Raw genomic sequence first — 21,381 nt, forward strand, 5'->3', positions numbered from 1 at the left:
TGGAGGGGTCTTCAGCGGCGCGCGCGCAGCACGGACTCGTCGACCGCAAGGCCGAGCCCCGGTCCGTCGGGCACGCGGAAGCGTCCGTTCTCGGGCTTGGGCAGGTCGGGAAAGGCCGCGTCCATGCGTCCCGAGGGATCGGCGTACTCGGCCGGCTTCGTCAGGTGCATCAGGGTCGCCAGAACGTGGAGGTTGGCGACGTGGGCGATGGTCGGCTGGGTCTGGTGCGGCACCAGCTCGACGCCGTGCGCGTGGCAGATCGCGGCGCAGCGCATGAGGCCGGTGATGCCGCCCATCTTCACGATGTCGGGCTGCACCATGCGCACGCCGGCCCGGATGATGTCGACGAGCGCTTGCGTCGTGTAGGTCTGCTCGGCGGCCGAGACCGTGATGTCGAGCCGCTGCGCGACCTCGCCCATGCCCCGCACGTCGTAGTGCTGGACCGGCTCCTCGAACCAGACGTAACCGAGCTCTTCCAGGGCGCGACCGACCCGGATCGCGCCGCCCACCGAGTAGCCGTTGTTGGCGTCGAAGGCGAGCGGATAGCCCTCGCCCACGAGCTGTCGCACGGCGCGGGCCTTGGCGATGTCGCCGGGAATGTCGGCGTCCTGCCGCGTCCGGTCGCCATCCCAGCGGATCTTGATGGCGGACGGCATTTCCTTGCGCCAGCGCGCCTCCACGACACGCACCGTCTCGTCGAGCGTGCGCGCGGCATGCCCACCGATCGAGGCGTAGAACGGCAGCTCCGTACGCCACGCGCCGCCCAGCAGGCGGTGCACCGGCAGGCCGAGCGTCTTGCCCTTGATGTCCCAGAGCGCGATGTCGACCGCCGCCAGCGCCCCGGTGAGCGCACCCTCGGGACCGAGCTTGATGTTGCGGTGAAGAAGCTCGTCGTGGAGCACGGCCTCCTCGAAGGCATCGCGCCCGACAAGGGCGGGAGCGAGATCCCGCTCCACGATGCCGAGCGAATGAAGTCCGCCCTGCATCGGCGAGGCCTCGCCCCAGCCGACGGTCCCGTCCTCGGTCTCGATCCGCACGAAGGCGCTTCGGCGGCCCGGCGCGTCGCCGGGCGCCCAGGCGACCTGCATCGCCTCGACGGACCGGATGCGGGCGCTCAACGCCGGTCTCCGGCGAGGAATCGTGCCGATAGGACGGGGCGGTCGCGGCGGCGCCAGGACGGACGCCGATCCGCGCTCGAGAACCTGCTCAAGGCGAAAACTCCCAGATCGCGTCGCGTGGCGGTCTTGACGACCAGCTTCTGCGCGACTGACAAATACCAGCTTAGATGATTTGCATCCGCATGCAACCGCCATTCACCTCGCCGGGAATTTTACCTCGGCGACGGCCAACGGTTAGCTGCCAGCGGAGGCGTAGATCTGCACCCGGCGGTAGCGCGCCGCCGGCACGCCGTCGGCCAGCAGCGTCTCGTCGGTTTCGATGTAGTGCCGCCCGCGCCGCTCGAAGTCGGCGCTGATGCGCCCGGCCGTCGCGATGCGTGCGCCCGGGCGTACAGCAGTGAAGTGTCGGGCCTCGACCTCCACCAGGACGGCCGGGGCGGGAAAGCGGAAGGACTCGTTCGCGTCGAACATGGCGAGCCGCATCAGGCAGCCGGGGTGGACGAAGCCCTCCCGCCGGAACAGGGGGTGGTGCTCGTCGAAGACCGCGAGCGATTCCAGGACGTCGTCCCCGGTCAGCACCGCGTCGCGCGAGCCGATCGGGGCACCGATCGGCAGCTGGCCGGTTTCGACGGATGGTCGGGGCTCGGGCAAGGGCCGCACCGCGGGACGGTCGGCCGGGACCGCGCCCTCCTCCGGTGGTCCGACCCAGCCCGCGGCGACCTCCTCGCCCGCCGCGTCGCGTAGCGAGATCGCCGCCCGCACGCCGTCCGCCCCCCGCTCGAGCGGCCCGGCCGCAAGGTCCAGGACGTCGTTCTTGTAGACGGGTCGGCGAAAGCGGGCGCCCATGCGTCCCGCGCGCAGCCAGGGCTCGCCCCAAGCCTCCACGGCAACGCGCGCCATGTGCCCGTAGACGAAGGCGCCCGGCACCAGCGCGGCGCGAAAGCCCATGCGCCGCGCGACCTCGTCGTCATGGACCGAGCCGCGATAGCGCGGCCGATCATCGAGACGGATCGGCAATCGGCGGTGCGAGGGAAAGAGCGTGTCTGCCGGCGGCAATGGTGTCGCGTGCATATCCTCAGGCTCCTGGCAGTGGCGCGTCGGCCATGGCGGGGCTGCGGCGCAGCGCCTCGACCTCCGCGCCGCTCAGTTGCAGGATTGCTTCCAGGACATGACGGTTGTGGGCGCCGAAGGCCGGCGCCGCGCGGCGATGCGCACCGGGCGTGCGGCTGAGCCGGATCGGCAGGCCGGGATGGGCGTGCGCGCCGGCGTCGGGATGCTCCAGCCGTGTGAAGAAGCCGCGATGGGCGAGATAGGCGCTTTCCGACAGGTCGCGCGGCGTCTGGACGGGCGCAGCCGGAACGCCGGCCGCCTGAAGCGCGTCCGCGATCGCGTGCTTGTCGCGCGTCCGCGTCCAGCGGCGCAGGATGGCGTCGATCTCGTCGCTGCGCTCCAGACGGTCGGCCAGGGTCGCAAAACGCGGGTCGGCCGCGAGCGCCGGGCCGCCGACGACGCGGGCGAGCGCCTGCCATTCCCGGTCGTCGCGGGCGGCCATCACCACCCACTGGTCCTCGCCGGCCGTCGGATAGGCCTCGTGCGGACCGGCCGTGGGCACGCGGTTGCCGTCCGGCACCGGGTCCGTGCCGTTCTCGATCGCGGCCAGGATCTGCGGTCCGACGACCTGCATGGCCGCCTCGACCTGCGGCACCTCGACATGCTGCCCCTCGCCCGTACGCGCCCGGTGGTTGAGCGCGACGAGGATGGCGACCGCCGCGTTGAAGCCGCCGATCGGGTCGAGATAGGAAGGCCCCGTGGTCTCGGGCTGCCCGTCGCGGTAGCCGATCATGCCCGACATGCCGGCCGCCATCTCCATCGTGGGCCCGAGCGCGGCGTAGCGCGACATCGGCCCCTCCAGCCCGTAGGCGGGAAGCTCGGCCACGATGATGTCGGGCTTGATCTCGCGCAACGCCTCGTAGCCGAGACCGAGACGGTCCAGCGTGCCGGGCCGGAAGTTGCAGATCAGGACATCCGCCTTTTCCACGAGGCGGCGCAGCGTTGCGCGTCCACCCTCGTCCTTGAGGTTCAGGATGCAGGACAGCTTGTCGACGTTCTGCGAGTTGAACAGGAAGGCACGGTCGAAGGGGCGCTCGCCCGGCTCTCCGCCCGGAAAGTTCACGGGGTTGGGCACCTCCTTGTTGAGGCGCCAGGAGTTCACCCGGTTGGGCGACTCGATATGGATGCTTTCCGCCCCCAGGAAGCCGAGCACGCGCCCCGCCATCGGCCCGGCCCAGGCGGTCGCGATCTCCAGAACCCGCAAGCCGGCCAGCGGACGGGACGCGGCCAGCCCCGATGCGGCCTCCTGCGCCGTCGCGAACCGGGATGCGGGCAGCGCGTCGGCGTCGTGCGCACCCGGCGCCGGCTCGGACGCGACCGGACAGCGCGGGGTGCGCGACAAGCGGAAGGGCGCACCGAGGGCGATCCCGTTCTCGGTCCGCTCCCAGTAGCCGCGCGCGGCCAGATGGCCGCTTTGCGCCAGTTCGCTCGGGCGATAGGCCTTGGCGGCGATCACCTCCTCGCGCTGCAGGGCCGCGACCACGGCCTCGGCCTCGCGGTCGGCCACCGTGTCCTGGATCAGGGCGAAGAGCTCGGCCCAGTGGCGCCGGCGCTCCAGCGGCTCGCTGAAGCGCGGATCGGTCTCCAGCGCCCCGAGGCCGAGCGCCCGGCAGACGGCCGCCCAGCGATGGTTGTAGATCCAGATGCAGACCCAGCCGTCGCGGCACAGGACCTGACCGGCGGGAATGTTGGGATCGAGGCGGCTCTTGACCGTGCCGTTGTAGTTGTACTGAAGCACGTAGGGAAAGCACATCGCGGCGGCCGTTTCGGCCTCGTCGACGCGCACGCCCTGCCCGAGCCCCGTCGCCTCCCGCGCCAGAAGCGCCGCCAGGACCCCGGCCGCGCCCGCAAGGCCCGCCGCGAAGGACGCGCGGTTGCCGCAGCCGTAGAGCGGCTCGCGGCCGAAGGCGCCGTTGTTGTGCATCATGCCCGACAGCGCCTGAAGCACGATCTCGGGCCCTTTCCAGTCCCGCAGCGGGCCGTCGGAGCCGAACGGGCTGAGGCGGAGCGCCACGGCCTGCGGGTTGCACCGCTCCACCTCGTCCTCGCAACCCTCGGCCGGCAGAACCACGACGTCGGCGCGGCGATACCAGTCCTGCAGCATCGCCCGCCGCGCATCCGGGTCGGCCGGCAACCGGCGCGATCGCTTGCCGGTGTTGAGGTGGCGAAACACGAGCGAAAGGCCGTCGCGCGTGCGAAACGGCGCCATGCGTCGCGTTGCCGAACCTTCCGGCGGCTCCAGAAGCGTCACGTCGGCGCCGAAGTCGCCCAGAAGGCGGGCGCAGTACTGGCCGGCGATCGTCTCCGACAGGTCGGCGACGACAAGGCCTTGCAAAGCCGATCTCAACTGCTCCTCCCGGATCATGTCTTGGGAAGCGGTCCTCGCAGGGCAGGCCAGGCCAGGCCGCAAGCCACCGAACAGCGTCGCGCCGGGCCGCTTCCTCGATCAGGCTAAGCAGGTTTGCATCCGGATGCAAGAAGTTGCGGTCGGGATTGGCATGCGTGGCCTGAAACGTGTAGCGTCCGGCGCGCGAAACGATCGAGCGAGACGAAACGAAATGTCGACGCGACGGGGCGAGGCCATGACCGCACGAGAGCTGGCGCGCGTCCTGGGCGTCAGCCAGTCCGCCGTGTCGCGCGCCTTCACGCCGGGCGCCTCGATCTCGCCCGACATGCGCGAGCGCATTCTCGCGGCGGCCGACAAGCACGGCTATCGACCCAACGTCATCGCCAGCATCCTGTCGACGCGGCGCAGCAACATCGTCGCCATCCTGATCTCGGACCTGCAGAACCCGTTCTACTTCGGGCTCATCGAGAAGCTCACGCGCGCCCTGCAGGCGGTCGGCCAGCAGAGCCTGCTGTTCAACGTCACGCCGGGCAGCGACGTCGGGCGCCAGCTCGTGGCGCTGCGCCAGTACCATGTGGATGCCATCATCGTTGTCTCGGCAACGGTTCTGTCCGGCGCGACGCTCGCCAAGGCCACCGAGGGCCGCCGCGCGATCCTGGTGAACCGCCTGGACGACGGCGCCGGCCTCACCAGCGTCTGCTGCGACAACGTCGCGGGCGCGCGGGCCATCGCGGACCATTTCTACGCCCTCGGCCATCGCCGCGCCGCCTATGTAGCCGGCCTTCCCAACACCAGCACCAACCTCGAGCGCCGCCACAGCTTCGTCGGACGCCTGGCCGAACTCGGCATGGTCCTGACGCGCGTGGTGGACGGGGGGGCCTATACCTACGAGGCGGGGCGGCGGGCGGCGCTCGAGATCGCGCGCGAAACGCAAACCGAGGCCATCTTCTTCGCCAACGACATCCTGGCCGCCGGGGGCATCGACGCCCTGCGAGACGAGGCGGGCCTGTCGGTCCCCCGCCAGGTAGCGGTCGCCGGCTTCGACGACATCGCCATGGCCGGATGGGACCACTACTCGCTGACGACCTATCGCCAGCCGATCGACGAGATGGTGGCCGTCGCCATTCGCGAGTTGATGGGGCCGTCAAGCGCTATCGAGATATCTGCCCACCGCCTGGCGGGAGAGCTTGTCGTCCGTCGCTCCTCCGCCTGATCGCCGCGGTGTCATGCCGAGCCGTTTCGATATCCCTCGACCGGACATCGCCGGGGATACGGCCCTCCCGCTTCGGCCGATCCGGATTGGAACGTGGGCCGCGCTTCCATGAGACGGCCCCGCCTCTCCCGCGCGGCGGCGCAAGGGCCGGCGCGCCGGAGAGGCGGCAGCGGTTCCGGTCCGGGCCGACCCTCGGCTCCGCGCCCTCGAGGGATGAGGGCGCTTCCTCGCCGGCTTGATCCGTGGAAGGCGGAGCGGACGGCGTGGACTGTCACCGCTCGCTTCGGAGACGGCGGCTGCGTCGTCAGGGCCCGGTTCAATGCCGCGCCCGGCCGGGGACGACACGGCCCCTGGCGCGAGTTGCGGAGTTCTCGGCCGCATGGCCGGGAGCGGGACGCGGCATCCCCTCCCCGCCCTTCGTCCCGTCGGCCGGCCCCACCCGATGCGCCGGATCGAGATCGCACCATGGCGCGTTCGGAATCCCGCCCGAGCGGGCCGCGGTCGGGATGGTCGGCGCATGGCCTCGACGCCGCCTCGGCAGTCCGGGCATATCGGCGGGGATGCGAACGCGGGACGGCACGGTGCCCGCGCTGGCGCCTGCGACAGGCGCGCCGGGGTGTCGGCGAGACGACCCGGGCCAGGATGCCGGGCGGCCAGCGCTGCGCGCTTCCTCGCGCCTGGCGCGGGCCCGGAACGCGCTCGCTCCGCCCCCCCATATCCCCCTGGGGACGCCGTCATGGGCTGCGTCGCTCCCGCCAGCGCCGGGACCGTCCCGACATCGTCCGCGCCGCTCGTGCTTTCGCCCGCCGAACGATCGGTCCCGGTCCGATCATTCCTCCGCGCGACGGGAGGCGTCTGGCGATGGGATCGACCGTCGAGACCGGTTGCCGCGCATCGCCCGGACGAGAGGTCATGCCGCCTCCGCCTGATCCCGGTGCCGCGGCCGGGCGGCTCGGCGGCCCCATGGAGCGGCGCGAGCGCCCGGGGTGGTCAGCCGAGCTTCTGGAAGCTGAACTGTGTGCCCTTACGCGTGATGCGGTGGCGGACGGCTGGGACCTCGTGGATCGCGCCCGCTGCCACGCCCTCCGCGATGGCGTCGAGGGCGGCCATGGGGTCGCGCCAGGGAATGGGATGGGTGGTGCGCACGAGATCATAGCGCCACCAGGGCTCGGCCATGAGCCGGGCGATGACCGCCGGCTTGAAGCGCGGCCGGATGAGCCGGGCTGGTGCGCCGCCCACCACCGAGTAGGGCTCGACATCGCGCGTCACCACGCTTCCGTAGGCGACGATCGACCCGTCGCCGATCGTCACGCCGCCCATGACGGCCGAGGCGCTCCCGATCCAGACGTCGTTACCGATCGTGACGGGCGCTAGCTCGTTGTGGGTCGCCAGCCGCGCGTCAGCGGGCGCGGTGCTGAAGACATCCTGGTAGGGGAAGGGGCTCGTGGTCAACCAGTCGGAAGGGTGCTGGGTGGGTCCGATCTCGCAGCGTGCGCCGATCGAGGCGTACCGTCCGACGCTGGTGAGATTCACTGCCGTTTGCGGCGAGACGTAGCTATAGGCGTCGATCTGACAGGCGATCACCGAGCCGGCGCGCATCAAGCGGATGGTCGGGGTGAAGTCGAGGCTTCCCGTGATGGGCGGAAGCGTATCGCTGAGGAGGCCGCGCTGGCGACACCACTCAAGGGTATGTTGTGTGTCCATGGAAAAGACCAAACAAAAAAGGCGGCCCAAAGGCCGCCTTCTCTCACTCGTTGCAGATGTTACGAGATGTCACCAAAACCGAAACCGGCAGGCGACGTCACGCCGGCCAGACGGATAACCTCATTCGCCGAACCATCGTTGTTGGTGTCGATGAACAGATAGCCGGTCGTGCCGTCGGTCTGGAAGCTGTAGATAACGCCAGCACCAAGCTGGGCATCAGCAGCCGTCAGAGCGGCGTTGTAATCCGCAACGGCACCTGCGCCCTCAGCATAGTTCGTCGCCGAACCGGCAGTGGCGAGATCGATCTTGTCCGTACCCGAAACGAAGTCCGTGATGAGATCCGACGTCGTGTCCGAGAGGGCAGAGTCGCCCGCAGCGAAGCGGAAGACATCAGCTCCGGTACCACCGGTCAGGATATCCGCACCCTGGCCGCCGATCAGGGTGTCAGCACCAGCACCACCGATCAACTGATCGTTGTTTGCGGTACCGGTCAGCGTGTTAGCCGACTCATTGCCGACGACTAGGACATCGCCACCCGCGAAGTCGAGCGTGACAACCTGCGACGATGCACCGTTGAACGTGATGATCTGACCGCCGTTGTCGACAACCACATTGGTTCCCGAAATCGTCACGGTCGCGGCATCAGCCGTACCGCTGGTCGCCAACACCGAGTCATCAGCCGCAACATAGTCGCCGATGACCTTGCTGCCGGACGCACCGAGCGAGATCGAGTCAGCGCCCGCACCCCCGTAGATGGTGTCGTTGCCCGTGCCAGTGATGATCGAGTCATCGCCGCCGTTGGCGTAGATCAGATGATTGCCGTCGCCGGCAATGATCGTGTCCGCGCCGTCCGTCGAGTCGTTGATGCCGTTGCCGCCGTAGATCGTGGCGTCGCCGGTGAAGCCCGTGGTGTCGACCGTGTCGGAACCAGTACCGCCGTAGACGGTGACGGAACCAGCGCCGGCATTGACCTGAATGTTGTCATCGCCCAGGCCGCCGAAGAGCGAAGCAGCGCCCTCGACCGTCGTGTTGATGACGTCGTTGCCGCCGTTGCCGTAAACGGAAGCCGTTCCGGTCGAAGCGGTCAGGTCCACGTTGATGGTGTCGACATCGGCCGACGCATCGTTCTCACCCGTGCCGCCGTAGATCGTGACCGCACCAGCGCCCGTGTAGGACAGGAAGTCCGCATCGGTGTCGCCGAACAGCACCGCCGTGGTGCCTGCAGCCGCGCCGTCGACCGTGACGCCATCGGTGCCGAGACCGCCGTGCACGGTGATGTTCGCATCGCCGGTCAGAGCCGTGATGTTGACCGAGTCGTCGCCGGCGTTCGTGTAGATCATGGCGTTGCCGCCGGAGATCGCACCCGAGACCGTGGTGGCCAGATCGTCCGCATCGCTCTCGCCGTTGCCGCCGTAAACGGTGACATCGCCCGAAGTGAGCAGGTTGATCGCGTTGGTGCCCGTGCCGCCGTAGACGACGTTCGAGCCGGTGGCCGTATCAGCGCCGAAGCCGACGTTGATCGTGTCCTGGCCGAAGCCGCCGTAAATCGTGTTGTTGCCAGCTCCGCCGACCGACACGATGTCGTCGCCGCCGTTGGCGTAGATCAGGTTATTGCCGTCGCCGATCACCGAGATGGTGTCGTTGCCGTCGTTCTGCGCGTCGAAGCCGCTGCCACCGTAGATGGTGTTGTCGCCGTTGCCGGTGACGGTGATCGAGTCATCGTCAGCCACGCCGCCAACGATCAGGTTGCTGCCGTCACCGGTGATCGAAACGGTGTCGTTGCCGACGCCGCCGTAGACGGTGTTCGCGCCGTTGCCGGTGATCGTGACATCGTCGTCGCCAGCGTTGGCGTAAACGAGGTTCGCGCCGTTGCCGGTAACCGAGATCGTGTCGTTGCCGTCGTTCAGGCTGGTCGCGCCCGATCCGCCGTAGATCGTGTTGTCGCCGTTGCCGGTGACCGAGATGTTGTCAGCGTCGTCCGCGCCGCCGACGATCTCGTTGTTGCCGTTCGACGTCACGGTGATCGTGTCGTTGCCGAGGCCGCCGTAGATCGTGTTGTCGCCGTTCGAACCAACGGTGATCAGGTCGTCGCCGCCGTTGCCGTAGACGAGGGCCGAACCTGCGCCGACGCCGACGTTGATCGTGTCCGCACCATCGACCGTGTCGGTCAGACCGCCGCCGCCGTAGACCGTCACGGTCTCGCCGGACTGGGCCAGGACCGAGATCGTGTCGGAGCCGATGCCGCCATAGACGAGATCGCTACCGCCGGTCGACGAGATGTTGTCGTCGCCGCCGTTGCCGTAGATCGTGTCGTTGCCGTTGCCGGCCGTGATGGTGTCGCCCGCATCACCCGCCGCGGTGTTCGAGCCACCGCCGAAGACGAGGTTGTTGCCGCCGCCTGCATTGATCGTGTCAGCGCCGAGCGAGCCGACGATGACGTCGCCGAACGCGGTGCCGGTCACGGCAGCGGTGCCGTCGGAGAAGGTGAACTCAGCGCCCGACGGGAACTCGATCGCGCCGTTGTTGGCGGCGAGCTCGGCGTAGGTCGCGCCGGAGAGCGTGAGGATCGCACCCGAGGTGGTGACGATCTCGGTCGAACCATTGTTCTCCCGGACGTCGGCGATCTGCGCCGGAACGATGTTCAGGGTCAGCGTGTCGGCAGTGGGATCGAACGTGATCGTCTGCGACTGCTGACCGTCAAAGGTAAAATCGGCCATTGTGTCTCCTGGAGCCCCAAAATCCGGGCAGGCGCGGGCGTGCACTCCGCGCACCCTCCCCTGCATGAAGATCCCTTACCAAAGGGTAACAGACCCGTGCCGTAGGACGTATGCATAACGGCATACTCCAGAGCAAGACGGTTCACGTGACGGCTCTCGGGCGATACGTAAGGGTGAGGCACATCTGCCACACGAAACGTCAGCCTCGAACAAGGTTCCCAGGTTGCATCGTAAAAAGGCCAATCCCCTGCAACGCCTGGACTGCGGGATCGGCACGGGCAGGAGGCTTTCCTCGACCGTCGCCACCGGCTGGCCTGCCGTCCTGCAGCATCACGATCACCCGACATGTTAAATACAGTTTGAACGGATCGGAGTCCCGTGACCGCTGGTCGACGTCCTCGCCTGCACCAGGACTCGCCTTGTAACCCAGAGGCACCCTGTCCACACTCGGGTCATCGCGTCAGGCGCAAGGGAGGGCGAGTCCCGATTCCGCCGGCCGTTGGGGAAGGTTCGGCGGTGGGCGGCGGCGGCCTTGTCGGGACGATCGCGCGCGATCCCGGCGCTCGGGAACGACGCAGCCCCCCCATCACAACCACCGCTGGCGGTTCGGTCCGGCCGATGGTGCCCGGCCTCCTCGAGCCGGCCCACACGTCAAGCGCGTGCGGGACAGGGCGATGCCGCGCCAGGCGCCATCCGCCGACGCCGCGCAGATCGACGCGCCACCGCTGCTGCGGCTGCGGCTCCGCACGCTGATGCGCGCGGCGCGTCACGCCGGTCGTCGCTCGGCGATGCCGCCGGCTCGGCCGCCTCGGGCCTTCGCGCCATCGGCTCGACGATCGCGCCGTTCGGGCGGCGGTGTCGGAAGGGGTCTCGGCGATCTTCCGCGCCATCACGGGCACAGGCGGCAGCGCGCGTCCGGCCGGCGCAACCCCACCCGCCCTTCAAGGGGACATCGTCACCGCGCAAGAGAAGGCTGGCCATCTCGCGGCAGCCCACCAAAGCCTGTTCTTCTCAGCGCTCGTGGGACGCAACGACCATTCCGACCGGGCGTGTTGCGACACCATCGCCGCTGCGGTCACCGATACGCCCGCCTCCGTCGCCGGCAGGAGGGCCCATGGCGCCACGCTCCACGAGGCGGCGGCGATCTCCTTCCGCGCGTCAAACGCCTTGGTTCGGGTCAACGATGTCCCACGCGGAGGACCCACCGACCCAAGGCATGACCATGCTTCCTTCCCTCGACGGCAACATCATCGCGACGCCGGGAGGGGCATCGCGCATCAGTGCCGGCGCGGCGCGTGGCTACCCCAGCACGTTGGCAGCCCGTCATTGATCGGGCAGCATGTCGCCGATCCCGGCCTCACGTCCTCGAGCGACAGGAAGGGCAAGGCGTCCAAGTCCGGCCATGACGACATGCCGCTGCTTCCAAAACCTGGATCGGCAGGCAAGGACATCTCCGCCCTCTCCGGCAAGCCGACGGACTGCGAGGTCGCATCCTTCCGGGGAACCGAGCCTATGGCAACCGCCGATCTTGTCATGCCGGAGATCTGACACGCGGCCGACAAGGGAGCAGGACGCTCGGGCGAGGTTCGGTATCCGCAGAACACCCATGAAGACTTGCGGGAACAACGCGTCGGAGAGGATATCGTCTAACCTCGGATCGATGTCGGAGAGGTGCGAGCAGATCCCAGTTCACAGTGTGAACGCGCAGCCCCGCCGCCGACACTGGCGCACGTCCGTCGGCGTGGCGAAGGGAGTCGTCGGCGACGTGTTTTGGAAGTCTGGAAGGTTGTGCGGAACAGCGATCCGCCTCGCACAGGGATGATCTCGCGCAGCAGGTCAGCGAAGGTGCGAAGTTGACCGTCGGTCATCGCTCGGCCTCCCTGTCTTCGATTCATAGTGTCCGGGTGAGTTTCGAGTAGTGCGTCGACACAACTTGGGATCTGACCGTCAGCCACCTCATCGTGTCGACGCAGGGCAGCCACGGACATCCTTGATCGCCCCCCCCTGAGTGGTCCGATTGGAAAGTTAGTTCAGGGTTGGTTTTTGCGCCAGCGGTCGCTTGGCCGGCGGAGCAGGTCGGGTGAGCGCTGCTGGCCAAGCGGCGAAGGCTGGAACGAACACTTCCAGTGCCGGCGGCTTGTAGCCGAGCAAGCCGTGGGGTCGGATCGTGTTGTAGTGCCGCCAGCTTTCGATGATGATCTCGGCCTCGCGCAGGCTGTTGAAGATCTCGCCATCGAGCAGTTCGTCGCGCAGCCGAGCGTTGAAGCCTTCGACAAAGCCATTCTCCCATGGACTGCCGGGCGCGATGTGGGCGGTCTTGGCGCCGACGGCCCAGATCCAGTCCTGCACGGCCTTGGCGATGAACTCCGGCCCGTTGTCGGAACGAACGTGTCCCGGCACGCCGCGCAGGATGAAGAGACCCGACAGGGCGTCGATGACGTCGGCCGCCTTCAACTTGCGCGCTACCCGGATCCACAGGCACTCGAGCGTGAACTCGTCGATCACGTCGGCGCAAACGCGCAAGCGTTTGTCGCCAGGCATACGGAACTTGTGGCCGTTATGGGTCCGGTCCTCCACGAAGTCGTAGGACCAAACGTGGTTTGGCCGCTCGGGTCGAAGGCGAACGCAGGACCCATCGTTCAGCCAGAGCCGTCCGCGCTTGGGCTGCTTGGCCGGCACCTTCAAACCTTTGCGCCGCCAGATCCGTTCGACACACTTGTCGTTCAACACCCAACCGGCATCCCACAGCAGGGCTGCGATCTTCCGGTACCCATAGCGACCATACCGACGGGCTAATTCGATGACATAGGCCATGAGTTGCTCTTCGTCGTCTCGGCCCCGCGGCCCCTGACGCTGTGTCGAACGATGCTGTCCGAGGGCGCGGCACACCCGCCGCTCGGACCGCTTCGTCACCGTGCGTCCTTGCAACACCAGAACATCAACCTGCCGAAGCGTCGCGACAATCTCTTCGGGCTTGGGTCGTCTTGTCATGTCCGGCCACCTTCAGGCTCCAAAAGCCATACTTCAGGGCGGATCATTTCAAAGAGGGCGAATCAGTGGACTACGCGCACCGCCGGCAGTTCGACGCCTGACTCACAGCAGTAGCTCTAAACAGGAAAAGGACCGCCCAAGGCGGCCCTTCTGACATTCAGATTGCAGGCTCATCTCGTCCATGGGCAGCCGCTGCAACATCGCATACTCGCTGCTGAATATGAGCTTAGGCTCCGTATCCGGCGGTAGCCTTGATCTCTAGGAAGTCCGTCAAACCGAACTCGCCGTGCTCTCGGCCGTTTCCGGATTGCTTGAAGCCGCCGAAGGGTGCGGCCGCGTCCCAGTCGGCATAGTTGATGTAGACGTTGCCGGCGCGCATGCGGTTGGCCACGCGGCGCGCCCGCTCGATCGAACCGGACTGCACGTAGGCCGACAGACCGTAGATCGACTCGTTGGCGATGCGGATGGCGTCTTCCTCGTCGCGGTAGCCGATGATCGACAGGACCGGGCCGAAGATCTCCTCGCGCGAGATACGCATCTCGGGCGCCACATCGGCGAAGACGGTCGGCTTCACGTAATAGCCGGCGGACATGTCGTCGGGGCGCCCCGGACCGCCGGCGGCGAGCGTGGCGCCCTCCTCGATCCCGGACCGGATCAGGTCCTGGATCCGCTCGAATTGGAGGCGGTTCACGACGGGACCGAGATCGACCCCCTCCTCGCTCGGATCGCCGACGCGGTAGGCCGCGGCGCGCTCGCCCGCGATCCGGGCGGCTTCCGCCATACGGTCGATCGGCACCAGCATGCGCGTCGGGGCACGGCAGGCCTGCCCGCAGTTGCCGAAGCACGCCTCGACCCCCTTGCGTACCGCAGTCTCGAAGTCCGCATCGTCGAGAATGATGTTGGCGGACTTGCCGCCCAGTTCCTGATGAACGCGCTTCACCGTGTCGGCGGCGGCCTTGGCCACGGCCACGCCCGCTCGCGTCGAGCCGGTGATCGAGACCATATCGACGTCGGGATGGCGCGACAGCGCCTCGCCGACGACGGCGCCCTCGCCCTGCACGTAGTTGAAGACGCCGGCCGGGTAGCCCGCCTCGGCGACGAGCTCGGTGAAACGGATCGAGGAGAGCGGCGAATACTCGCTGGGCTTGAGGATCAGCGTGCAACCGGCCGCGAGCGCAGGGACGACCTTCACGACGATCTGGTTCATCGGCCAGTTCCACGGCGTGATTAGCGCGCAGACGCCGACCGGCTCCTTGGTCAGGAGCGTATCGCCGCGCTGCTCGGAAAACTCGAAGCGTTCCAGAACCGAGATGATCGTCTCCAGGTGGGCGCGCCCGACCCAGGCCTGCGCCTCGCGCGAGAAGGCGAGCGTGGTGCCCATCTCGCGCGTCATCAGTTCGGCGAGCTCGTCGTAACTCTCGTTGTAGAGCTCCAGAAGCCGGCGCAGCAGCACGAGGCGCTCCTCGCGCGAGGTGCGGGAGTAGGTCTCGAAGGCCCGCTTGGCCGCGGCGACCGCCCGGTCGACGTCCTCGGCCGATCCCATCGCGATCGTGGCGATGGGCTGCTCCGTCGCCGGGCTCAGCAGCGTGTGCGTGCCGCGGCCGATCGGCTCGACCCACCGGCCGTCGATGAAGAAGCGCTCGTTGTTCATCCCATGCACCTTTCGAAACGAGGAGGGCGTGTCGCGCTCAGTGGAAGTAGAGGCCGCCGCAGACGTTGAGCGCCTGGCCCGTGACGAAGGCGGACTGGGGGGAAGCGAAGAAGACGACCGGCCCGACCACGTCCTCGGGGTCGCCGAGGCGGTGGAGGGCGGTCGCGTTCTCCCAATGCTTCACGGCCTCTTCGCTCCCGAGGTTGTTGCGTCCCATCTCGGTCAGGATGATACCGGGACAGACCGCGTTCACGGTGATGCCGTCCGAGCCGACCTCCTGCGCTAGAACGCGGGTCAGCGTGATGACGCCGGCCTTCGAGACCGCGTAGTGCCCCTGCCCCGGCACGCCCTGCCGGCCGGCCAGCGAGGCGATGTTGACGATGCGGCCGGCCTTGCGGCCGCGCATGTGCGGCAGGACAGCCTGGCACATGAAGAGGACGCCGCGCGTGTTGACGTCCTGGTGGGCGTCCCAGGTCGCCTCGTCGAGGTCTTCGAGGCTCGACAACTTCAGGATGCCGGCATTGTTGACGAGGACGTCGATGCGACCGGCATCGGCCAGAACCCGCTCGACAAGGCGCTGCGTGTCGGCCTTGGAGCTGACGTCGACATCATAGGTCCGGGCGCTCCGTCCTTCGGCCTGGACCTGGCGTGCGGTCTCGGCCAACGCCTCCGGCTGCGAGGCGAGGTCGCAGAGGGCGAGGTCGTATCCGGCGCGGGCGAGGCCCACGGCGAGGGCCCGACCGATGCCGCGGCTGGCGCCCGTGACAAGGGCGACTTGAACTGCGTCGTTCATGATGGATCCTTGGAAATCTCAAGCGGCTGCGGAAAAGCGCGAGGCCTTGGCGGGCAGCGTCTTCATCGCCTTCACCGTATCGTCGAAGGAGACGAGGCGGCCGTCGGAGCCGAGGCCCATGGCGACCTTGGCCGCGACGGCGGAGGCGAAGCGCGCCGACTCCTGGAGGGACCAGCCCCTGACGATGCCGACGATGATGCCGGCGGTGAAGGAGTCGCCGCAGCCTGTGGTGTCGAACACCTCGACCTCGAAGGCCGGAAGATGGAAGGACGGGGCGTCCTGTGGGGCGACGAAGACGCCGTCGGCGCCGAGCGTCAGGATGACGTTCTTCACGCCCTTGGCCTTGAAGACGTCGGCCACCGCCTGCGGATCGCTCTCGCCCGCCATCTCGGATGCTTCCTCGATGCTGGGCACGAAATAGTCGATGAAGGGCAGGCAGGGCTCGACGAGACGGATCGTCTCGGGCGTGGCCTGGATCAGGTCGAAGGTCGTGATGCGGCCGAGTTCCTTGGCGCGCCGCAGGAGACGGACGGTCGGCTCGCCGTCGAAGCTCTTGAGAAGACCCGTGCCTCCGACATGGACGACGGTCGCGTCGAGCGCGGCGTCGAGATCCTCGTCCGCCACCTGGAAGACGGCCGCCGTGCCGGGCACGTGGAGCGCGGGCCGCTCGCCGTTCGGCCGCACCGGCAGGATGGTGGACGAGGTCTGGACGCTGCCGTCGCGACGCACGAGGCCGCAGTCGAGGCCGTATTTTCCGAGCTTGGCGAGGAACCAGTCGCCCATGTCGTCGGTGCCGAGCGTCGTGACGGCCTGGGTGCGCAGGCCAAGGATCGCGCAGTCCATGCCCGTCGCGCCGGCCGTGCCGGCGACCGTCATGCGGATCTCCTCGATATAGTCGGCGCGTCCGCCTTCGGGGATGCGGGAAACCGGCCGACCGAGAATGTCGAGCACGTAGAAGCCGACCGAACTGACGTCGAACTGGGGCATGAAATCGATCCTTTAATGCGACACGCGTTGAGGCGCGGACTGTCAGTGTCGCTGCGAGACGCTGCGGGTGCCGAAGCTGACGGCGAGCACGATGAAGACGAGAAGACCGATCCCGACCTGCTGCCAGTAGAAGTTCCAGCCGATCAGAAGGAGGCCGTTCTTGACGACTGCGAGCAGCAGGACGCCGAGGAGGGTCCCCAGAACCGAAGGCCGGCGCTCCGACGAGAGGGTCGTGCCGATGAAGGTCGCGCCGATCGCGTCCAGCAGGAAGGCGTTGCCCGAGAGCGGCACGTAGGACCGCACGGTCGCCGACAGGAGGATACCGGTCACGCCGGCCAGGAGCGCTGCCAGCACATAGACGCTCGACAGGCGGCCCGCGACGCTGATGCCGGAGTACCAGACGACGCCCGGCTGCGCGCCGAGAGCCGCCACGTGACGGCCGAACACCGTGCGATGCAGGAGGAGGTAGACCGCGACCGAAAGACCGGCGAGCACCACGACCGGCAGAGGCATGCCGAGGACGGTGCCGCGCGCGATCGCGGTGAACAGGGCCGTCGTATCGCCGGTGATCAGATAGATCGGCTGTCCGCCATCGGTTGCCAGCTGCTGGACGGACTGGCCGATGAACAGGACGCCCAGCGTCGCCAGAAACGGGCTGATGCGCAGGCGCGTGATGAGAATCGCGTTGAACAGTCCGACGAGCAGCGCCGCCCCCAGCGCGGCCGCAATGCCGGCCAGCGCCCCGTAGCCCGCCGCAAGCAGCATCAGGAAGGCCATGCTGGACAGGTCGACCGAGGTCCCGACCGACAGGTCGATGCCGCCCGACGAGACGACGATCGTCATGCCGAGCGCCACGATGGCGATGAGGACGACGTTGTTGACGAGGAGGTTGGTCAGGTTCGCCGTGGTCAGGAAGGAGTCCGTCGTGACCGAGAAGAACAGGCAGATCAGCACGAAGGCGACGACGACGGTCAGGTTCGTGAGGCGCGACAGCACGGCCACCGACGAGGACTTGGAAGGAGATGCGGTCCGGCTCATGGGATCAGGCCTCCGGGCTGCGGGCGAACGAGGTGACGGCCACGACCAGAAGGATCAGCGCACCCTGCACGCCGTTCACCCAGTAGCTCGACACGTTGAGAAGCTGGAACCCGTTGGACAGGCAGCCGATGAAGAGCACCGACAGGAGCGTGCCGCCGACGCTCGGCACGAAGCGCCGCGAGAAGACCGTGCCTAGAAGCGCGGCGGCCAGGATCGACAGGAGCATGTCCCCCGTGCCGGGCGTGCTGGCCGACAGGCGCGACACGACCAGGATGCTGGCGAGGCCGGCGCAGAACCCGCTGAAGACATAGGTGAAGGCGACGTAGCCGCGCACGCCGATGCCCGCCGCCCGTGCCGCCTCCGGATGACCGCCGACCGCGTAGAGCCGCAGGCCGAAGGCGGTCTTGTGGATCAGGAGCGCAATGAGGGCCGTGAAGATGACGAGGCACCAGGCCAGTCCCGATACGCCCAGGAATGAGCCCATCGAAAAGGCGGAGAGCCAGGGCGCGTCGACGGGGATCACGGTGTTCTGGGTGAGGATCAGCTCGGCTCCTGCCGCCACGTTCATCACAGCCAGCGTCGCCAGAAGCGGCAGGATGCCGAGGCCGACGATCGCGAACGCGTTGACGAGCCCGACCAGCATGCCGGCGCCCAGCGTTGCGGCGATCGCAACGGCGGCGGGGTAGCCCGCCGCCGTCATCACCGCGAACAGCGCCGCGCACAGGCCGGTCGTGGTCGCGATCGAGAGGTCGATGCCGCCGGCCGTGACGTCGGTCCCGCCCCCGATGATGACCACCGACATGCCGTAGGCGAGGATGCCGAGAATGGCGGACTGCTCGACGATGTTGACGAGGTTGTAGGTCGACAAGAACCCGGTCGCGAAGACCGCGAAGTAGAGGATGATGAGCGCGAAGGCCCCCAGTGCGGCGAGCCGGATGGCGGCCGCGAGAAGAGCCGTTCTCGAGCCTCCCGCCCGAGGCGCGTCGAGGTCACCGTCGCCCGTGGCGGCCAGCGTGGCGGGGCTCATGCGGCGCGTTCCTTTGTTGTCGCCCGGGCGCCCGAGGCCGCCGCAAGCAGCATGTCGCCATCCACCGCCGCCGCCGGATAGTCGCCGACCAGAGCGCCGCGATAGACCACCAGGATGCGGTCGCAGAAGCCGACCAGTTCCAGAAGATCGGACGACAGCATCAGGATCGCGGCGCCCTCCGCCGACAGACGGTTGAGGAGATTGTAGATCTCGACCTTCGAGCCGACGTCGACCGCAACCGTGGGCTCGTCCAGGACGTAGATCTTGGACTGGCAGCTCAGCCACTTGGCGAGAGCGACCTTCTGCTGGTTGCCGCCCGACAGTTGCCGGACCAGAGCTTCGCCGTGGGGTGTCTTGATGGCGAGCTCGCGGATCAGGCCGTCCACGGCGGCGCGCTCACGGCGTTTGTCGACAAAGCCGAACCGGCTGTAGCGGCCAAGGCTCGCCAGCGTCGCATTCTCGCGCACCGACAGGCCGAGCGCCACGCCGTGCGCGCGCCGGTCCTCCGGCAGCATGGCGATGCCCCGGCCGACAGCGGAGACCGCCGAGCCGATGCGCCGCCGCTCGCCCTCGATCTCGATCGTGCCACCGTCGGCAACCGACAGACCGAAGAGGCACTCGATGATCTCCTTGGCGCCCGAGCCCAGAAGGCCGGTCAGACCGACGACCTCGCCCCGGCGCAGGTCGAAGGAGACGTCGCGGAAACGGCCCTTGAGAGACAGTTCGCGAACCGAAAGGACGGTCGCGCCCGGCCCGTGCGAGCGCTTGGGGAACATGTCGCCGACATCGCGCGCCACCATCATCGAGACGATCTCGTCGATGCCGGCGCGGCGCGGATCCACCGAGCCGACGTCCGTTCCGTTGCGCATCACGACGACGCGGTCGCACAGATCCTCGATCTCCTGCATGTAGTGGGAGACGAAGACGATCGCGATGCCGTCGTCGCGCAGCCTGCGCAGAACGCGGAACAGGCTGTCCACCTCGCTCTTGACGAGGGCGGCGGTGGGTTCGTCGAGAACGAGGACCTTGGCCTCGTTGGCCAGGGCCCGCGTGATCTGGACGATCTTCTGCTGTGCGGTCGAGAGTTCCTGGACCAGCGTGCCGGCCGGCAGCGAGAAGCCGAAGTACCGCTGCATGAGTTCGGCCGCCCGTTGCGCCATGCGCCGCCGGCTGACGAACGGACCGAAGCCCTTCTCGTAGCCGAGGAAGATCGCCTCGCCGATCGTGGCGGTGGGCACGAGCAACCGGTCCTGATGGATGAAGTGGATGCCGAGGCGCTCCACCAGGGCGGGGGTCAGGCGCGAATGCGCGACCCCGTCGATCTCGACCGTTCCAGCATCGGGCTTCAGGATGCCGGCGAGAACCTTGATGATCGTCGACTTGCCGGCACCGTTCTGGCCGACCAGCCCCATGATCGAGCCACGCTCGATGTCGAGGTCGGCGTCCACCAGCGCCTTGACGGGGCCGAAGCTCTTCGAGATGCCCCGCATGGAGACGATGGTGCGCGCGCTCTTGTCCATGGAACCTCCGCGCCGATCCGCTTCGGACCGGTCCCTTCCCTGAAGGGGGCGGGGCGCTTCGCGCCCCGCCCTGCGTCGCTGGCGGCTACTTGGCGGGTGCCTCGCCGCCGGCCGCGGCCAGGAAGGGCGCAGCCGTGTCCTTGGCGTTCTCCTTGGTGATCATCACCGCTGGTACGAACGTGAAGGGGGCCACCTTCTGGCCCGCGAGGTAGCGCGCCACGTTCTGGGCCGAAGCCTTGCCGATCTCGCTCGGCTGCTGGGCGCCCACCGCTCCGGCGGCCGAGTTCGGATCGGCGACCATCTTGACGACATCAGGCGTGCCGTCGATCGCGTAGGTCTTGATCTCGGTCCGGCCGGCCGCCTCGATCGCCTGCGTCGCGCCGACCTGCGGAATGTCCCAGCAGGCCCAGACGCTCTTGATCGACCCCTTTTCCGGGTACTTCGTGAGCATGTCCTGCACCTGGCTGTAGGCGCTCTGAACGGTGTTGGGGATCACATCGCGCAGTTCGGGCTCGATGATCTTCACGTTGGGATAGAAGCTGAGGACGTATTTCAGCTGGTCGTAGCGAATCTTGCAGACGGGAACGCTGTAGAATCCGTTGAAGACGAGGACGTTGCCCTCGCTCCCCATGTCGGAGACCATCTGCAGCGCGACCTCGGAGCCGAGGGCGAAGTTGTTGGAGGTCGAGTTGTTCAGCGTATAGGGTGTCGCCGTGTCGATCGTGAAGAGCGGGATGCCCGCGTCGCGGATGCGCTTCAGCCAGGGGTTCAGGACGTCGACGTTGCCGAGCATGTCGATGATCGCATCGGGCTTCTGGGCGATCAGCGTCTGGATATGGGCGATCTGCTGCTGGTCCTTGCGACCGGCGTCCAGCGCGATGGGCTCGCCGCCCAGCCGCTTGATCTCGTTGATGGCGCCCTGGTAGGCCATCAGATCCCAGTGATGATCGGTTCCAATGGCGGTGATGCCGACGCGCTTTCCAGCCAGGCTCGGAACGTCGGCGCTTGCTGCCGCCGCAGGCGCCTTCGTATCCTGCGCGCTGGCGGCGCCGCCAAAGACGCAGGCGCCCAGGGCGACCATCGCGACCGTTGCCGACAAGCGCGCGCGCGCCTTGGCCGTCTTCAAAAACTGCGTCATGCTTTCCTCCCAGAAAACGCGGCCTGC

The 21,381-nt window shown here is 68.0% G+C and carries 14 protein-coding genes and 1 pseudogene; 2 read left to right on the forward strand and 13 right to left on the reverse strand.

Annotation, left to right across the window (positions count from 1 at the left end; genetic code table 11):
* Positions 1-11: 11 nt before the first annotated feature.
* The 3 genes from AUL35_RS08015 to AUL35_RS08025 form a co-directional block, all read right to left on the reverse strand.
* Positions 12-1,118 (reverse strand): mandelate racemase/muconate lactonizing enzyme family protein, encoded by a 1,107-nt coding sequence (locus AUL35_RS08015; protein WP_062013821.1) that lies wholly within the window; start codon positions 1,116-1,118, stop codon positions 12-14.
* 234 nt (positions 1,119-1,352) lie between these two features.
* Complete coding sequence (locus tag AUL35_RS08020; RefSeq protein WP_156417891.1) at positions 1,353-2,189, reverse strand: hypothetical protein; 837 nt, start codon at positions 2,187-2,189, stop codon at positions 1,353-1,355.
* A gap of 4 nt (positions 2,190-2,193) precedes the next feature.
* Positions 2,194-4,575 carry a CoA transferase gene (locus AUL35_RS08025; RefSeq protein WP_192847068.1) on the reverse strand — a complete coding sequence of 794 codons (2,382 nt, stop codon included), beginning with the start codon at positions 4,573-4,575 and terminating at the stop codon, positions 2,194-2,196.
* 211 nt (positions 4,576-4,786) lie between these two features.
* Between AUL35_RS08025 and AUL35_RS08030 the strand changes: the two genes are divergently transcribed.
* A complete protein-coding gene (locus tag AUL35_RS08030) occupies positions 4,787-5,788 on the forward strand; it encodes a LacI family DNA-binding transcriptional regulator (protein WP_062013827.1) in 1,002 nt (333 codons plus the stop codon).
* Positions 5,789-6,778: 990 nt separating this feature from the next.
* Here AUL35_RS08030 and AUL35_RS08035 read toward each other — a convergent pair.
* Entirely contained in the window at positions 6,779-7,492 is a 714-nt protein-coding gene (locus AUL35_RS08035; RefSeq protein ID WP_156417892.1) for a CatB-related O-acetyltransferase, read from the reverse strand.
* A gap of 59 nt (positions 7,493-7,551) precedes the next feature.
* Positions 7,552-10,209 (reverse strand): calcium-binding protein, encoded by a 2,658-nt coding sequence (locus tag AUL35_RS08040; RefSeq protein ID WP_062013833.1) that lies wholly within the window; start codon positions 10,207-10,209, stop codon positions 7,552-7,554.
* An 855-nt stretch (positions 10,210-11,064) separates the two neighbouring features.
* Here AUL35_RS08040 and AUL35_RS08045 point away from each other — a divergent pair.
* Positions 11,065-11,757, forward strand: a complete 693-nt coding sequence (locus AUL35_RS08045) for a hypothetical protein (RefSeq protein WP_062013835.1) — start codon at positions 11,065-11,067, stop codon at positions 11,755-11,757.
* Positions 11,758-12,234: 477 nt separating this feature from the next.
* On the opposite strand, the pseudogene AUL35_RS08050 reads toward AUL35_RS08045, so the two are convergent.
* The 8 genes and pseudogenes from AUL35_RS08050 to AUL35_RS08085 all read right to left on the reverse strand — a co-directional run.
* Positions 12,235-13,110, reverse strand: a pseudogene (locus AUL35_RS08050) (IS3 family transposase); the annotation flags it as partial.
* A gap of 316 nt (positions 13,111-13,426) precedes the next feature.
* Positions 13,427-14,851, reverse strand: coding sequence for an aldehyde dehydrogenase family protein (locus tag AUL35_RS08055; protein ID WP_062013838.1), 1,425 nt, complete (start codon positions 14,849-14,851; stop codon positions 13,427-13,429).
* A gap of 37 nt (positions 14,852-14,888) precedes the next feature.
* Positions 14,889-15,644, reverse strand: coding sequence for an SDR family NAD(P)-dependent oxidoreductase (locus tag AUL35_RS08060; protein WP_062013840.1), 756 nt, complete (start codon positions 15,642-15,644; stop codon positions 14,889-14,891).
* Positions 15,645-15,662: 18 nt separating this feature from the next.
* Positions 15,663-16,631 carry a carbohydrate kinase family protein gene (locus tag AUL35_RS08065; RefSeq protein WP_062013842.1) on the reverse strand — a complete coding sequence of 323 codons (969 nt, stop codon included), beginning with the start codon at positions 16,629-16,631 and terminating at the stop codon, positions 15,663-15,665.
* Between the two features lie 42 nt (positions 16,632-16,673).
* Positions 16,674-17,669, reverse strand: a complete 996-nt coding sequence (locus tag AUL35_RS08070; RefSeq protein ID WP_062013844.1) for an ABC transporter permease — start codon at positions 17,667-17,669, stop codon at positions 16,674-16,676.
* A gap of 4 nt (positions 17,670-17,673) precedes the next feature.
* On the reverse strand, positions 17,674-18,696 hold the full coding sequence (locus tag AUL35_RS08075; RefSeq protein WP_062013846.1) for an ABC transporter permease: 1,023 nt from the start codon (positions 18,694-18,696) through the stop codon (positions 17,674-17,676).
* Positions 18,693-20,216 (reverse strand): sugar ABC transporter ATP-binding protein, encoded by a 1,524-nt coding sequence (locus AUL35_RS08080; protein ID WP_062013848.1) that lies wholly within the window; start codon positions 20,214-20,216, stop codon positions 18,693-18,695. The genes AUL35_RS08075 and AUL35_RS08080 overlap by 4 nt, the downstream gene beginning before the upstream one ends.
* Before the next feature lie 85 nt (positions 20,217-20,301).
* Positions 20,302-21,354: a sugar ABC transporter substrate-binding protein gene (locus tag AUL35_RS08085; protein WP_082666197.1), complete on the reverse strand. Its 1,053-nt coding sequence runs from the start codon at positions 21,352-21,354 to the stop codon at positions 20,302-20,304.
* Between the last annotated feature and the right edge of the window lie 27 nt (positions 21,355-21,381).

It is taken from the genome of Aureimonas sp. AU4 (genome assembly GCF_001463765.1).
Classification (GTDB): domain Bacteria; phylum Pseudomonadota; class Alphaproteobacteria; order Rhizobiales; family Rhizobiaceae; genus Aureimonas.

Coding starts and splice junctions, on each gene's coding strand:
- AUL35_RS08020 (WP_156417891.1), bottom strand. CDS start 2,189: ATGCACGCGACACCATTGCCGCCGGCAGACACGCTCTTTCCCTCGCAC.
- AUL35_RS08030 (WP_062013827.1), top strand. CDS start 4,787: ATGTCGACGCGACGGGGCGAGGCCATGACCGCACGAGAGCTGGCGCGC.
- AUL35_RS08035 (WP_156417892.1), bottom strand. CDS start 7,492: ATGGACACACAACATACCCTTGAGTGGTGTCGCCAGCGCGGCCTCCTC.
- AUL35_RS08040 (WP_062013833.1), bottom strand. CDS start 10,209: ATGGCCGATTTTACCTTTGACGGTCAGCAGTCGCAGACGATCACGTTC.
- AUL35_RS08055 (WP_062013838.1), bottom strand. CDS start 14,851: ATGAACAACGAGCGCTTCTTCATCGACGGCCGGTGGGTCGAGCCGATC.
- AUL35_RS08060 (WP_062013840.1), bottom strand. CDS start 15,644: ATGAACGACGCAGTTCAAGTCGCCCTTGTCACGGGCGCCAGCCGCGGC.
- AUL35_RS08065 (WP_062013842.1), bottom strand. CDS start 16,631: ATGCCCCAGTTCGACGTCAGTTCGGTCGGCTTCTACGTGCTCGACATT.
- AUL35_RS08070 (WP_062013844.1), bottom strand. CDS start 17,669: ATGAGCCGGACCGCATCTCCTTCCAAGTCCTCGTCGGTGGCCGTGCTG.
- AUL35_RS08075 (WP_062013846.1), bottom strand. CDS start 18,696: ATGAGCCCCGCCACGCTGGCCGCCACGGGCGACGGTGACCTCGACGCG.
- AUL35_RS08080 (WP_062013848.1), bottom strand. CDS start 20,216: ATGGACAAGAGCGCGCGCACCATCGTCTCCATGCGGGGCATCTCGAAG.
- AUL35_RS08085 (WP_082666197.1), bottom strand. CDS start 21,354: ATGACGCAGTTTTTGAAGACGGCCAAGGCGCGCGCGCGCTTGTCGGCA.